This window comes from Tomitella fengzijianii (assembly GCF_007559025.1).
In the GTDB taxonomy this organism is placed as follows: Bacteria; Actinomycetota; Actinomycetes; order Mycobacteriales; family Mycobacteriaceae; genus Tomitella; species Tomitella fengzijianii.
Genome location: NZ_CP041765.1, coordinates 1,933,765 through 1,946,471, shown reverse-complemented (window position 1 = coordinate 1,946,471; position 12,707 = coordinate 1,933,765). Strand labels below are relative to the sequence as shown.

Below are 12,707 nucleotides of genomic sequence, written 5' to 3'. Positions count from 1 at the left end.
GTAGGGTGAGGCACCATGGCGAAGACCGATGAGAGTCCTTCTGAAGCGCAGGGCCGTTCCGTCCTGGTCACCGGCGGCAACCGCGGCATCGGCCTGGCGATCGCCCGCAGGCTCGCCGCCGACGGGCACCGCGTGGCGGTGACCCATCGCGGATCAGGCGTGCCGGAGGACCTGTTCGGCGTCGTCTGCAACGTCGACGATTCCGACTCCGTAGACCGCGCCTTCAGCGAGGTCGAGGAACATCAGGGCCCCGTCGAGGTGCTCGTGGCCAATGCGGGCATCACCGACGACACGCTGCTGATGCGCATGTCGGAGGAGCAGTTCCAGCGCGTCGTCGACACCAACCTCACCGGCGCGTTCCGCGTGGCAAAGCGCGCCTCACGCCCCATGCTCCGCAAGCGCTTCGGCCGGTTCATCTTCCTCGGCTCGGTGGTCGGGCAGTCCGGTGGCCCCGGCCAGATCAACTACGCGTCGTCCAAGGCCGGCGTCGTGGGTCTGGCCAGGTCCCTCACCCGCGAGCTCGGCTCGCGTTCGATCACCGCGAACGTCGTGGCCCCCGGCTTCATCGACAGCGACATGACCGCCGTCCTGGGCGACACGCACAAGAAGGCCATCGTCGACGCCGTGCCGCTGGGCCGGGCCGGCCGCACGGACGAGGTCGCCGCCGCCGTGAGCTGGCTCGCCTCCGACGACGCCTCGTACGTCTCCGGCGCGGTCATCCCGGTCGACGGCGGACTCGGCATGGGACACTGACCGGGATCCGACCACCCCCACACCCGCAGCCCAGGAGGCGCACACCGCATGGCAGGACTGCTCGCCGGCAAGACCATTCTGGTCACCGGGATCATCACCGACGCGTCGATCGCATTCCACGTGGCGAAGACCGCCCAGGAACAGGGCGCCCGCGTCATCATCACCGGTTTCAACAGGCTGCGCCTGATCGACCGGATCGCGCAGCGCCTGCCGGAGGACGTCCCGCCGGCGGTGGAGCTCGACGTCCAGAACCCCGACCATCTCGCGACCCTCGCGGACCGGGTGCGCGCGCTCGCGCCGGAAGGCATCGACGGCGTCGTCCATTCCATCGCCTTCGCACCGCGCAGCTGCCTGGGCTCCGGATTCTTCGAGGCCCCGTGGGAGGACGTGTCCCAGGCGCTTGAGGTCTCGGCCTACTCGTACTCGGCACTGGCAAAGGCGTTGCTGCCGGTGCTCAACGACGGCGCGTCGCTGGTGGGCATGGACTTCGATCCCACCCGGTCGATGCCGTTCTACAACTGGATGGGCGTCTCCAAGGCCACTCTCGAGGCCGTGAACAGGTACGTGGCCAAGGAGGTCGGCGGCCGCGGCATCCGCTCCAATCTGGTGGCGGCGGGCCCCATCAAGACCCTCGCAGCCAAGGCGATCGCCGGCGATGCGACCGGGCCGGGCGCCGAGCTCGCCCGGCTCAACGAGATGTGGGACCGCGCCGCACCCCTCGGCTGGGACGTCGAAGACCCGACGAAGGTCGCCACGACGGTGGCCACAGTTCTCTCCGACTGGTTGCCGGGGACCACCGCCTCGGTCATCTACGTCGACGGCGGTTTCCACGCCACCATCGGGTGACCGGCATGGGCAGCGCAGTGGCGGACCCGGTGCGCGAGCCCGGCGCCCGCGCCCTGCTCTTCGCGTCCTTCGGCGGCCCCGAGGGTCCCGACGACGTGCGGCCGTTCCTCGAGAACGTCACCCGGGGGCGCAACGTGCCGCCGGACCGGCTCGACGCCGTGGCGGAGCACTACCTGCACTTCGGCGGCGTCTCACCGATCAACGCGCTCAACCGGGCGCTGATCGACGCGGTACGGGCACGGCTGCGTGCGGAGGGCATCGACCTGCCGGTCCGGTTCGGCAACCGCAACTGGCATCCGCTGATCGAAGACGCGGTGACGGCCATGGCCTCCGAGGGGATCGACGGCGCCCTGGTCTTCGCCACCTCGGCGTGGGCCGGTTATTCCGGGTGCCGCCAGTACCAGGAGGACATCGCCCGCGCACGCGCCGCGGCGGGGGAGCGGGCGCCGGAGCTGGTGCGCCTCCGGCAGTTCCACGACCATCCGCTCTTCATCGACGCGTTCGCGGATGCGGTGCGCGACGGGCTGTCCCGGCTGGGCGCCGAGCGGCCCCGCCTGGTGTTCACCGCCCACTCGGTGCCGGACGGGGCGGATCAGGCGGCGGGGCCGCCTGCCGACGGAGGCCGCCTCTACAGCCGTCAGGTCGAAGAGTCGGCGCGGCTCGTGGCACAGGCCGCCGGCATCGACGAGCACGACGTGGTGTGGCAGTCGCGGTCCGGACCGCCGCACATCCCGTGGCTGGGCCCCGACATCTGCGACCACCTCGACGAGGTCGCCGCGCGGAGGCACGACGGAGTGCTGGTGTGCCCGGTGGGGTTCATATCCGATCACCTCGAGGTGATCTGGGACCTCGACACGGAGGCCCGCGAGCACGCCGCCGGGCTCGGCATCGCCTTCGGCCGGGCGGCCACGCCCGGTACCGACCCGCGGCTGGCGGAGATGATCGTCGAGCTCGTCCGCGAGCACCTCGACGGCGCCACGCCCCGGCGGTCCGGCAACGTCCCCCAGTACGGCTGCACCCGGAACGGGGCCCCGTGCGCCGTCGGCTGCTGCGCCGCACCCTCTCCTCCGCGGCGCACCGTCGGACAGTCCGGCCCGTCGCGGTAGGTCAGGCTGCGTCACGGTAGGTCAGGCTGCGTCGGGCCGTCGGCCGGTGGCGCGGTGCCATCAATACCGACGTTCAGGCCGGGGCGTGCGGGTCCGGCCCGCCACGTCCGCGGCCCCCGGCGACGGGGCCCCGCGCCCCTGAAGCTCGGCCACCGCGTCCGCCGTGGCCGCGAGACGTGCCTGGCGCACCGCTCCCGTCAGCTCACGCAGAGAAGATTCCCGCGACCCCGTGGCCGTCGCGGAGTGCGGCGTCCCGGTGGCGGTCGCCGCGGCCGTGTGCAGGATCGCCGCGACGGTCGCGGCCGAATGGAATGCCTCGGCGGCGCGCTGCGGCGTGCCCGGGGGCAGCACGTGCCGGCCTGCGCGTTCGATGTGGCTCGCGACGGTGCGCTGCGCCTGGGCGCCCGCCGCGCCAACGCGGTCTTGAGCGCCGAGCAGCTCCGCCGAGCGCCGGACCGCCTCGCGCAGCGCCTGCCGGGTGGCGCCGACCGCCGGTGCGGCCGCGGGCACGCCGCGGCATCCCGCGTCGTAGGCCACCCACTGCAGCACGTCGGCGGACTCGCGCAACGGGACCAGGCCGACGCAGTCCGCGCACGTGCCCGTGGTGCCCACGCCGCGGTGGATCACCAGCGCCTCGCCGGCCCGGGTGGCGGCCGCAGCGAAAGCGGTGCCATAGGCCACCCCACCGACGTCGCCGGGAACGGGCAGTACGACTTCCAGCCGGAGACCGTCGCCGAGCCGGCGCAGCATGCCGAGCAGCGCGACCGGCCCCGCACCCACGGAGTCCTGCGGCCAGGCGAACCCCGTCGTCGCGGCGGCGGATTCGTCCGACGCCACCGCCAGGTGCATCGGAGCCCATTGCGCCAGCGCCTCGATCACGTGATCCGGCGCCGCGGCGCCCCGCAGCCAGGACGCCGACCACAGCGCCAGGGTCACTGCCGGATGGCCCTCCGGCGGGGGAGTGGCCGGTGGTCCCGACGGGCCCGGGGCCCCTCTTCGACGTGGTGAATCGCTCATGATCACACCAGGATAACGGCCGATGCGCGTGTCGCGACACGACCGGGCGCCCGCCGCTCTACGCTCAGGTGCCGTGAACGACATGTATGGCGGCGACATCTTCGCCGGGCACGCCAGGAAGAAGGCCCGCACGGCACCGGAGGTGCCGGCGGAACGCGGACTCGTGGCCGAGGACGCGGCGTCCGGGTATTGCGGCGCCGTGGTCGGTTTCGAGAAGACCTACGACGGCCGTTTCGTCCGCCTCGAGGATGCGCGCGGCAACACCCGGCTGTTCGCGATGCGGCCGTCGGCGTTCCTCATCGACGGCCGGTCTGTGACGCTGGTGATGCCGAAGGCGCGTCCGCAACACCCGCAGGGGACCGTCTCCGCGTCCGGATCCGTCCGGGTGGAGGGTCTGCGTGCGCGCACCGCCCGCGCCGCCCGGATCTGGGTGGAGGGCGTGCACGATGCGGCACTGGTGGAACGGGTCTGGGGGCATGACCTCCGCGTCGAGGGCGTGGTGGTCGAGTTCATCGAGGGCCTCGACAACCTGGGGGAGCGGCTCGCCGATTTCGTCCCCGCGCGCGGCCGGCGGGTGGGCGTGCTCGCCGACCATCTGGTGTCCGGGTCCAAAGAGTCGCGGATGACGCAGAACCTCGGTCCGCATGTGCTGGTGACCGGGCACCCGTACATCGACGTCTGGGAGGCCGTGAAGCCGTCGGCGGTCGGGATCCGCGCGTGGCCGAAGATCCCCCGCGGAACCGACTGGAAGACCGGGGTCTGCCGCGAACTCGGCTGGGGCACACCGTCGGACGGCTGGCGCAAGGTGAACGCAGCGGTGTCGACTTATCGCGACCTGGAAACCCCGCTGATCGGGGCCGTGGAGCGGCTGATCGACTTCGTCACGGAACCGGACTGAGCTTCCTCCGTCCGGTCGGACGGAGGCGCCCCGGCGCCCGGGTTCCCGCCGCGCCGCGCCCGCCGTCCGGCCGAATTTTGGTTAGATGGTGTTGTGACTGCGTTGATCTGGTTTGCCGCCGCGGTGCTGCTGGCCGGCGCCGAGGCGCTCACCGGGGACCTCTTCCTGCTGATGATCGCGGGCGGCGCCCTCGGAACGGCCGGCATCACCGCGCTCGTCGACCTGCCGGTGTGGGGTGATGCGTTGATCTTCGCCGCCGTGTCGCTGATCCTGGTGCTGGGCCTGCGGCCGTTCCTGCTGCGGCGGTTCGGCCACCCGCCCGAGCACCCCACCAACACCGCGGCCCTGCCGGGCAGGCACGCCACCGTGCTACGTGCGGTCGGTACGGACGACGGCCTCGTCCGGCTCGGCGGCGAGGACTGGACGGCCCGGACGCTCGACCCCCAGATCATCTACCCCGAGGGAGAGAAAGTGACCGTCTTCCGCATCGACGGCGCCACCGCCATCGTCTTCAAGGAGTTCTGATGGCCGCCGCATTGATCGTTCTCATCATCGTCGTAGTACTGGTCGTGGTGCTCATCGTCCAGTCCGTGACCCTGGTCCCGCAGGCGCAGGCCGCGGTGATCGAGCGGCTGGGCCGGTATTCGCGCACCGTCTCCGGCCAGCTGACCTTCCTCATACCGTTCGTCGACCGGACCCGCGCCCGCGTGGACCTGCGTGAACGCGTGGTCTCGTTTCCACCGCAGCCGGTGATCACGGAGGACAACCTGACCCTGTCCATCGACACGGTGGTGTACTTCCAGGTGACCAACCCGCAGGCTGCGGTGTACGAGATCAACGACTACATCGAGGGCGTGGAACAGCTGGCCACGACGACGCTGCGCAACGTCGTCGGCGGGATGACGCTGGAGGAGACGTTCACGTCGCGTGACTCCATCAACGGCCAGCTGCGCGGCGTGCTCGACGAGGCCACCGGGCGCTGGGGCCTACGCGTGGCGCGCGTGGAGCTCAAGAGCATCGATCCGCCGCCGTCGATCCAGGAGTCGATGGAGAAGCAGATGAAGGCGGACCGCGAGAAGCGGGCGATGATCCTTACCGCGGAGGGCCAACGCGAATCGTCCATCAAGACGGCCGAAGGCAGCAAGCAGAGCCAGATCCTGGCAGCCGAGGGCGCCAAGCAGGCGGCGATCCTCGAGGCGGAGGCCGAGAGGCAGTCGCAGATCCTCTACGCGGAGGGCGAGCGCGCCGCCGCCTACCTCAAGGCCCAGGGCCAGGCCAAGGCCATCGAGAAGCGCTTCGCGGCGATCAAGCGCGGCCGCCCCACCCCGGAATTGCTGGCGTTCCAGTACATGGAGACGCTGCCGGAGATGGCCCGCGGGGACGCCAACAAGGTGTGGGTGGTGCCCAGCGACTACGGCGCTGCGCTCAAGGGGTTCGCCCAGCAGCTCGGCGCACCCGACACGCAGGGGACGTTCCGGTTCGAGCCGACCGAGCCGGAGAGCGATCAGCCCGGCGTCGAGGAGGACTGGGAGGACGTCGCGCACTGGTTCGAAACCGCCAGTGATCCCGCCGTCGCGGAGGCCGTGGCCGCGGCGGAGGCGGTGGCCCGGACGCCCGTCGACCCCGTAGAGGGCGCGGCCGCACGGATAGCCCCGCGATCGCGCCCCGCCGTCCCCGGTCCGCCGGCGACCGGGGAGCCGGGGCTACCGGACGAGCATCACGCCGACCCCGGCGACGGCCAGTGAGATGAGAACGCTGGTGAAGGTGCCGATGATGAACTGCTCGGACGCGTCGGGCTCACGCAGCTCCGGGTAGCGGGCCAGGCCCTTGACTGCCAGAACCACGGCGATGCCGCCGGGCCAGCCGGCGAGCACCGCCGCGGTCACCGCAGTGCGTTCCAGGACGCCGATGGTCAACCCCCCGCGCAGCGGACCGGGGCGACCATCGGCGTTCGGGTCATCGGCGTTCGGGTCATCGGCGCTGGAGTCTTCGGCGCGCGCACGTTTTCGCACGATCCCCACGTCGAACACCGCCCGCACGATGCCATCGGCGGAGAGCGCCGCCGCGAGCACGGTGAGCACGTAGGCCGCCACTTGTGCGGCTCCGGTCACTGTTCCGGCGGCCCGCGCGCACAGCGCCGCGGCCACCAGCAGGCCCACGATCACCACGGCCGCGGCAGACGTCGCCGTCGCCCGTCTCCGCAGTGCGGGGATGCGCGCGATGCCGGACACGATGACGATCGCGCCCAGCAGGGACAGCGCCGCCGCGATCACCGGTCCGCCTCTCGAAGCAGGCGTTCGGCCAGAGTCCGGCCCGCCGCTTCCGGCTGCCACGCGGCGGTGGCCAGGCGCTGTGACACCGCCTGCTTGGTGATCCCGAGGACCTCCGCGGCCTCCGACTGGGTGAGCCCGCGGTCCATCAGGCCCACGGCCGCGTGTCCCTGCGCGGAGCGTCGCACGATCACCAGCCCCGTGAGCACCAGTGCCGTCTGCGCCGACTCCGTTCTGGCCGCATCGGGCCCGACGACGGCGACCGGGACCTGCGCCGATTTCGCGGCCTCGACCGCGGACCGCGCGGCCTCGAACGCCCTGCCCCTGCCGGCGCGCGTGCTTTCCGGAAGAGGCAGGTCCACGGCGCCGATGCCGATCCCGACGCTCCAGTGTTTGCGGCGGAGCAGGTCCAGGGTCATCGTCACCACCAGGCGGGGGTTGTCCGTGACCGCCTGGACCTCGTCTCCGGCAGTGCGTTCGAAGGGGCGCAGCAGGGGCGCCTTGTTGACCTCCGGCAGCAGCGCCTCGACGCGATCCTTGTCACGTCTGCTGCGCCGCTGATCCACGGTGAGCACGAACATCGCCTGGGGCCTCCCGGATGCTTCGGCCCGGTCCGCGGGTGCGGACCGGGGGCGGCGCCTCGGCCGCCTCTGCACCGTCAACCCTAAACACTTGATCTAATCAAGTAAAGGTTTATGACTTGATTGGGTCGGGGCAGGCCTCTGCACTTGACGAATCCGCGGTCGGTCGCACACCGGGACTGCCCCGCCACGAGTCCCAACGCGCGTCGACGACCAGCCCCACGATTCCCACTGCGACGGCGACCGCGGTCAGCGCAAACGAGGACCCATCGCCGCCGGAGCTGACCGCATTGCCGAAATACACCACCGCCACGGTCCCCGGGAGACTGCCCACCAGGGTCGCCGCAAGGAACGGCAGCACGCGCACGCCTGAGACGGAGCAGCAGTAATTGAGCACCGAGAACGGCACCACCGGGATCAGGCGCAGCGATACGACGGCGAGCCAGCCGCGTCTGCGCAGCCGTTCGTCGACCTTCCGCACGCCGGGGTGGGTCAACCGGGCGCGGACGGCGTCGCGGCCGAGGGCCCGCCCGGCCCACAGCGTCATCAACGCGGCCAGCAGGCTGCCCGTCAGCGCCAGGACCACGCCCCACAGCGGGGCGAACAGCACGCCGGCGGCGACGGTGAACGCCGTGCGCGGCACCGGGGCGGTGCACACCACAGCGTGCAACGCGACGAACGCGACGGGGAGCCACCAACCCGCACCCGCGGCCCACTCGGCCAGGTACTCCGGGGACAACCCGGGACCGAGTGCCGCCGCCGCGACGGCGACCGCCGCGAAGAACGCCAGGGCGGCGATACGGCGACGGCCCGCGGGCGTCCGCGGAGACAGCCCCGCCCGGACCCGCGCCACCGGCGAGGCGCGATGCCGCTGAAACCCTCGGAAGTCCACGATCGACCAGAATACGCGGTGGAACCCGACGGCGGGCCGCCGCGGCGCGCCGCCCGCAGTCGCCGCCCACCGTTCATACCCGTCGGTAACAAAAGTCGTGCGTACGCGGCCCGCGCCCGAAGCGAGACCGGGGGAGGGCGACAGTAGGTACTCCGACTAACATCGGCGAAATGACGGATTCGACGACCGGCGCGACGGTGAGCGCACCCGACGACCCCGGCTACTCCGCGTGGCGCACAGCGGCCGCTGCGGTGCTCGCGAAGGGGCGCAGAATCGATCCTGCGGACCTTCCCGCGGGCCCGGAAGAGCTCCTCAAAGCCACGACATACGACGGCGCGGAGATCGCCCCGCTCTACACGGTGGCGGACGAACGGGCCGAGCAGCCCCTGCCCGGCAGCTTCCCGTACGTGCGCGGAGGCGACGCCACCCGCGACGTCACCGTCGGCTGGCTGGTCGATACGCGCTTCGGCGACGACGGCGGGTCCGCAGACCCGGCCGCGCTCAACGATCGGATCCTCGACGCGCTGACCAACGGCGTCAGCGCGGTCACCCTGGCCGTGGGCCCCGGGGCCGTGGCCGCCGGCGACCTCGCCGCCGTGCTGCGCGGCGTGCACCTGGACCTGGCCCCCGTGGCCATCGACGCGGGAGCGGGCACCGCCGAGGCGGCGTCCGCCCTGTTCGCCCACCTCGACGAAACGCCCCCAGAACGCCCCGGCAGCGTCCGCGCGAGCCTCGGCGCGGCACCGTTGACGGATCTGTTCGCCACCGGCACCGAGGGCATCGACGCCGACGCGCTGGCCGTGCTCGCGACCGACGCGGCCGGACGTCCCGGCGCGATCCGCGCGATCACCGTCGACGGAACCGCCTTCCACGACCGCGGCGCGTCCGACGCGCAGGAGCTCGCCGCCGCGGTCGCCGCCGGCGTCGAGTACGTCCGCGAGCTGACAGCGCGGGGGCTCACGACCGCCGCCGCGCTCGGCCAGATCGAATTCCGGCTGTCCGCCACGGATGACCAGTTCGCGTCCATCGCCAAGTTCCGCGCCGCGCGCCGCCTCTGGGCGCGCGTGGCCCAGGTGCTCGGTTCTCCGGAGGCCGGAGCGGCGCCGCAGCACGCGGTCACCTCGGCCGCGATGCTCAGCCGCCGCGACCCGTGGGTGAACATGCTGCGCACCACCCTCGCCGCCTTCGGCGCGGGCGTCGGCGGGGCGGACCGGGTCACGGTGCTGCCCTTCGACGCCGCGCTGCCCGCCGGCGCACTCGGCACCTCCGAGACGTTCGCCGCCCGCATCGCCCGCAACACGCAGCTGCTGCTGCTCGAGGAGTCGCACCTGGGCCAGGTGCTCGACCCGGCAGGCGGGTCATGGTACGTCGAATCGCTGACCGACGACCTGGCCCGCATCGCGTGGGAGGACTTCCAGCGGATCGAGGCCGACGGCGGCTTCCGCGCATCCACCGCGTCGGGGGTGCTCGGCGAGCGCATCGACACGGTGGCGGCCCGCCGCGAGGCCGACATCGCCCGCCGCGTCACCGCGGTGACCGGGGTCAACGAGTTCCCGAACCTCGACGAGGCGGTGCCCGCCGCAGGCGCGCCCCGCCTCGCCGAGGTCCGCCGGTACTCCGCGCGGTTCGAGGCGCTGCGGGACCGCTCGGACGCGCATCTCGCCGCACAGGGGGCACGGCCGCGCGCCGTTCTCGTGGCCCTCGGGCCGCTGTCCGAGCACAACGTGCGCACGAGCTTCGCGTCGAACCTGCTCGCCTCCGGGGGCATCGCCGCCGAGAGCACCGGCACCGTCACCGCGGACACGCTCACCGACGCGCTCGAGGCGGCCGGCGAGCGTTCGCCCGCCGTGGCCGTGGTCTGCGGCACCGACGCCCGTTTCGCCGACGAAGCGCCGGCCACCGTGGCGGCACTGCGCGCCGCCGGCGCCGGCAAGGTGCTGCTCGCCGGGCCGGAGAAGGCGTGGCCGGCGGACGCGGGGGAGCGCCCGGACGGCTTCCTGACCATGAAGATCGACGCCGTCGAGACCCTCACCGGCCTCCTCGACGCGCTGGGAGTGAAGTGAACATGACCGACACACAGCAGGTTCCCTCGTTCGCCGACGTCCCGCTCGAGGCGCCCGCCGACGCGGCCGCGGCCACCGCCCACGACGCCGACGGCATGATCCGGGCCGGCGCGGAGGCCCACGGCTACACCGCCGAGCAGGTCACCTGGTCCACGCCCGAGGGCATCGACGTCAAGCCGGTGTACACCCGCGCCGACCGCGACGAGGCCGTCGCCGCCGGCTACCCGCTGAACTCGCACCCCGGCGCCGCGCCGTACCTGCGCGGCCCCTACCCCACGATGTACGTCAACCAGCCGTGGACCATCCGTCAGTACGCGGGCTTCTCGACCGCCGCGGAGTCGAATGCGTTCTACCGGCGCAACCTCAAGGCCGGGCAGAAGGGCCTCTCGGTGGCCTTCGACCTGGCCACCCACCGCGGCTACGATTCCGATCACCCGCGCGTGCAGGGCGACGTGGGCATGGCGGGCGTGGCCATCGACTCCATTCTGGACATGCGCGAGCTGTTCGAGGGCATCGACCTGTCGAAGGTGTCCGTGTCGATGACGATGAACGGCGCCGTGCTGCCGATCCTCGCCCTCTACGTGGCGACGGCCGAGGAGCAGGGCGTGCCGCCGGAGAAGCTGGCCGGGACCATCCAGAACGACATCCTCAAAGAGTTCATGGTCCGCAACACCTACATCTATCCGCCCAAACCCTCGATGCGGATCATCTCCGACATCTTCGCGTACACGTCGACGAAGATGCCCAAGTACAACTCGATCTCCATCTCCGGCTACCACATCCAGGAGGCCGGGGCCACCGCCGACCTGGAGCTGGCCTACACCCTCGCCGACGGCGTCGAGTACATCCGCGCCGGCCTGGACGCCGGGCTCGACATCGACGCGTTCGCGCCGCGCCTGTCGTTCTTCTGGGGCATCGGCATGAACTTCTTCATGGAGGTCGCCAAGCTGCGCGCCGCGCGGCTGCTGTGGAGCGAGCTGGTCGAGCAGTTCGGGCCCAAGAACCCCAAATCGCTCTCGCTGCGCACCCACTCGCAGACCTCCGGCTGGTCGCTGACCGCCCAGGACGTCTACAACAACGTGGCACGCACCTGCGTCGAGGCGATGGCCGCCACCCAGGGGCACACCCAGTCGCTGCACACCAACGCGCTGGACGAGGCGCTGGCGCTGCCCACCGACTTCTCGGCCCGCATCGCCCGCAACACCCAGCTGCTCATCCAGCAGGAGTCGAACACCGTGCGGCCCATCGATCCGTGGGCGGGCTCCGACTACGTCGAATGGCTCACCCACCAGCTGGCAGAGCGGGCCCGCGCCCACATCCGCGAGGTCGAGGAAGCCGGCGGCATGGCGCAGGCCATCAGCGAGGGCATCCCCAAGCTGCGCATCGAGGAGGCGGCCGCCCGCACGCAGGCGCGCATCGACTCGGGCCGCCAGCCGCTGATCGGCGTCAACAAGTACCGCGTGGACGCCGACGAGCAGATCGACGTGCTCAAGGTCGAGAACTCGCAGGTGCGCCGCGAGCAGCTGGACAAGCTCGCCCGGCTGCGCGCCGAGCGCGACCAGGACGAGGTGGACGCTGCGCTCGCCGACCTCACGCGCGCCGCGGCTGACAACGAGCGCGCGGGCGAGGACGGGCTGGGCAACAACCTGCTCGCGCTCGCCATCAAGGCGGCACGGGCCAAGGCCACAGGCGGTGAGATCTCCGACGCGCTCGAAAAGGTCTACGGTCGGCACCAGGCCGAGATCAAGACGATCTCCGGCGTATACCGAGACGAGGCGGGGTCCGTGGGCAACATCTCCGACGCTGTGGCGGTGGTCGAGCGGTTCGCCGACGCGGAGGGAAGGCGCCCGCGCATCCTGGTCGCCAAGATGGGCCAGGACGGGCACGACCGCGGCCAGAAGGTGATCGCCACCGCGTTCGCCGACCTGGGCTTCGACGTCGACGTGGGCCCGCTGTTCCAGACCCCGGAGGAGGTCGCGCAGCAGGCGGCGGACAACGATGTGCACGCCATCGGCGCGTCGTCGCTCGCCGCGGGCCACCTGACCCTGGTTCCGGCGCTGCGGGCCGCACTGGAGAAGGTGGGACGACCGGACATCATGGTCATCGTCGGCGGCGTCATCCCGCCCGGCGACTTCGACGAGCTCTACGCGGCCGGAGCCGAGGCGATCTTCCCGCCCGGCACGGTGATCGCCGACGCCGCCTCGGAGCTGTTGACCAAGCTCGGCAAGCGGCTCGGGCACGACCTCACGGACTCCGCGGCCGGGGGCGAGTGATCCGCCCG

The 12,707-nt window shown here is 72.1% G+C and carries 12 protein-coding genes; 8 read left to right on the top strand and 4 right to left on the bottom strand.

Annotated features, from left to right (window positions below):
• Positions 1 to 15: 15 nt before the first annotated feature.
• From fabG1 to FO059_RS08840, 3 genes are read left to right on the top strand one after another with little or no spacing between them, the layout of a single operon-like run.
• A complete protein-coding gene (fabG1, locus tag FO059_RS08850) occupies positions 16 to 753 on the top strand; it encodes a 3-oxoacyl-ACP reductase FabG1 (protein ID WP_143908081.1) in 738 nt (245 codons plus the stop codon).
• A gap of 48 nt (positions 754 to 801) precedes the next feature.
• Entirely contained in the window at positions 802 to 1,599 is a 798-nt protein-coding gene (gene inhA, locus FO059_RS08845) for an NADH-dependent enoyl-ACP reductase InhA (RefSeq protein WP_143908079.1), read from the top strand.
• 5 nt (positions 1,600 to 1,604) lie between these two features.
• A complete protein-coding gene (locus FO059_RS08840; protein ID WP_143908076.1) occupies positions 1,605 to 2,705 on the top strand; it encodes a ferrochelatase in 1,101 nt (366 codons plus the stop codon).
• A 60-nt stretch (positions 2,706 to 2,765) separates the two neighbouring features.
• Here the strand turns inward: FO059_RS08840 and FO059_RS08835 are convergent, their stop codons facing one another.
• Positions 2,766 to 3,641, bottom strand: a complete 876-nt coding sequence (locus tag FO059_RS08835; protein ID WP_143908074.1) for a hypothetical protein — start codon at positions 3,639 to 3,641, stop codon at positions 2,766 to 2,768.
• Positions 3,642 to 3,804: 163 nt separating this feature from the next.
• Here FO059_RS08835 and FO059_RS08830 point away from each other — a divergent pair, with 163 nt between their 5' ends.
• The 3 genes from FO059_RS08830 (at position 3,805) to FO059_RS08820 (ending at position 6,365) form a co-directional block, all read left to right on the top strand.
• A complete protein-coding gene (locus tag FO059_RS08830; RefSeq protein ID WP_143910594.1) occupies positions 3,805 to 4,620 on the top strand; it encodes a DUF3097 domain-containing protein in 816 nt (271 codons plus the stop codon).
• 93 nt (positions 4,621 to 4,713) lie between these two features.
• On the top strand, positions 4,714 to 5,145 hold the full coding sequence (locus FO059_RS08825) for an NfeD family protein (RefSeq protein WP_143908072.1): 432 nt from the start codon (positions 4,714 to 4,716) through the stop codon (positions 5,143 to 5,145).
• Entirely contained in the window at positions 5,145 to 6,365 is a 1,221-nt protein-coding gene (locus FO059_RS08820) for an SPFH domain-containing protein (RefSeq protein ID WP_143908070.1), read from the top strand. The genes FO059_RS08825 and FO059_RS08820 overlap by 1 nt, the downstream gene beginning before the upstream one ends.
• Here FO059_RS08820 and FO059_RS08815 read toward each other — a convergent pair.
• The 3 genes from FO059_RS08815 to FO059_RS08805 all read right to left on the bottom strand — a co-directional run bounded on the left by FO059_RS08815 (position 6,324) and on the right by FO059_RS08805 (position 8,363).
• The gene (locus tag FO059_RS08815) at positions 6,324 to 6,893 is read right to left on the bottom strand and encodes a hypothetical protein (protein ID WP_143908068.1); all 570 of its coding nucleotides are present in this window, start codon (positions 6,891 to 6,893) and stop codon (positions 6,324 to 6,326) included. The genes FO059_RS08820 and FO059_RS08815 overlap by 42 nt on opposite strands.
• Positions 6,890 to 7,471: a hypothetical protein gene (locus FO059_RS08810; RefSeq protein WP_143908066.1), complete on the bottom strand. Its 582-nt coding sequence runs from the start codon at positions 7,469 to 7,471 to the stop codon at positions 6,890 to 6,892. Before FO059_RS08810 ends, FO059_RS08815 begins: the two co-directional genes overlap by 4 nt.
• A gap of 112 nt (positions 7,472 to 7,583) precedes the next feature.
• Positions 7,584 to 8,363, bottom strand: a complete 780-nt coding sequence (locus FO059_RS08805; RefSeq protein ID WP_233266778.1) for a TVP38/TMEM64 family protein — start codon at positions 8,361 to 8,363, stop codon at positions 7,584 to 7,586.
• A gap of 170 nt (positions 8,364 to 8,533) precedes the next feature.
• Between FO059_RS08805 and mutA the strand changes: the two genes are divergently transcribed.
• Positions 8,534 to 10,426: a methylmalonyl-CoA mutase small subunit gene (gene mutA, locus FO059_RS08800; RefSeq protein ID WP_143908064.1), complete on the top strand. Its 1,893-nt coding sequence runs from the start codon at positions 8,534 to 8,536 to the stop codon at positions 10,424 to 10,426.
• Positions 10,427 to 10,428: 2 nt separating this feature from the next.
• Complete coding sequence (gene scpA / locus FO059_RS08795; protein WP_143908062.1) at positions 10,429 to 12,699, top strand: methylmalonyl-CoA mutase; 2,271 nt, start codon at positions 10,429 to 10,431, stop codon at positions 12,697 to 12,699.
• The last annotated feature ends 8 nt before the right edge of the window (positions 12,700 to 12,707 follow it).

Coding starts and splice junctions, on each gene's coding strand:
- fabG1 (WP_143908081.1), top strand. CDS start 16: ATGGCGAAGACCGATGAGAGTCCTTCTGAAGCGCAGGGCCGTTCCGTC.
- inhA (WP_143908079.1), top strand. CDS start 802: ATGGCAGGACTGCTCGCCGGCAAGACCATTCTGGTCACCGGGATCATC.
- FO059_RS08840 (WP_143908076.1), top strand. CDS start 1,605: ATGGGCAGCGCAGTGGCGGACCCGGTGCGCGAGCCCGGCGCCCGCGCC.
- FO059_RS08830 (WP_143910594.1), top strand. CDS start 3,805: ATGTATGGCGGCGACATCTTCGCCGGGCACGCCAGGAAGAAGGCCCGC.
- FO059_RS08820 (WP_143908070.1), top strand. CDS start 5,145: ATGGCCGCCGCATTGATCGTTCTCATCATCGTCGTAGTACTGGTCGTG.
- FO059_RS08810 (WP_143908066.1), bottom strand. CDS start 7,471: ATGTTCGTGCTCACCGTGGATCAGCGGCGCAGCAGACGTGACAAGGAT.
- mutA (WP_143908064.1), top strand. CDS start 8,534: ATGACGGATTCGACGACCGGCGCGACGGTGAGCGCACCCGACGACCCC.
- scpA (WP_143908062.1), top strand. CDS start 10,429: ATGACCGACACACAGCAGGTTCCCTCGTTCGCCGACGTCCCGCTCGAG.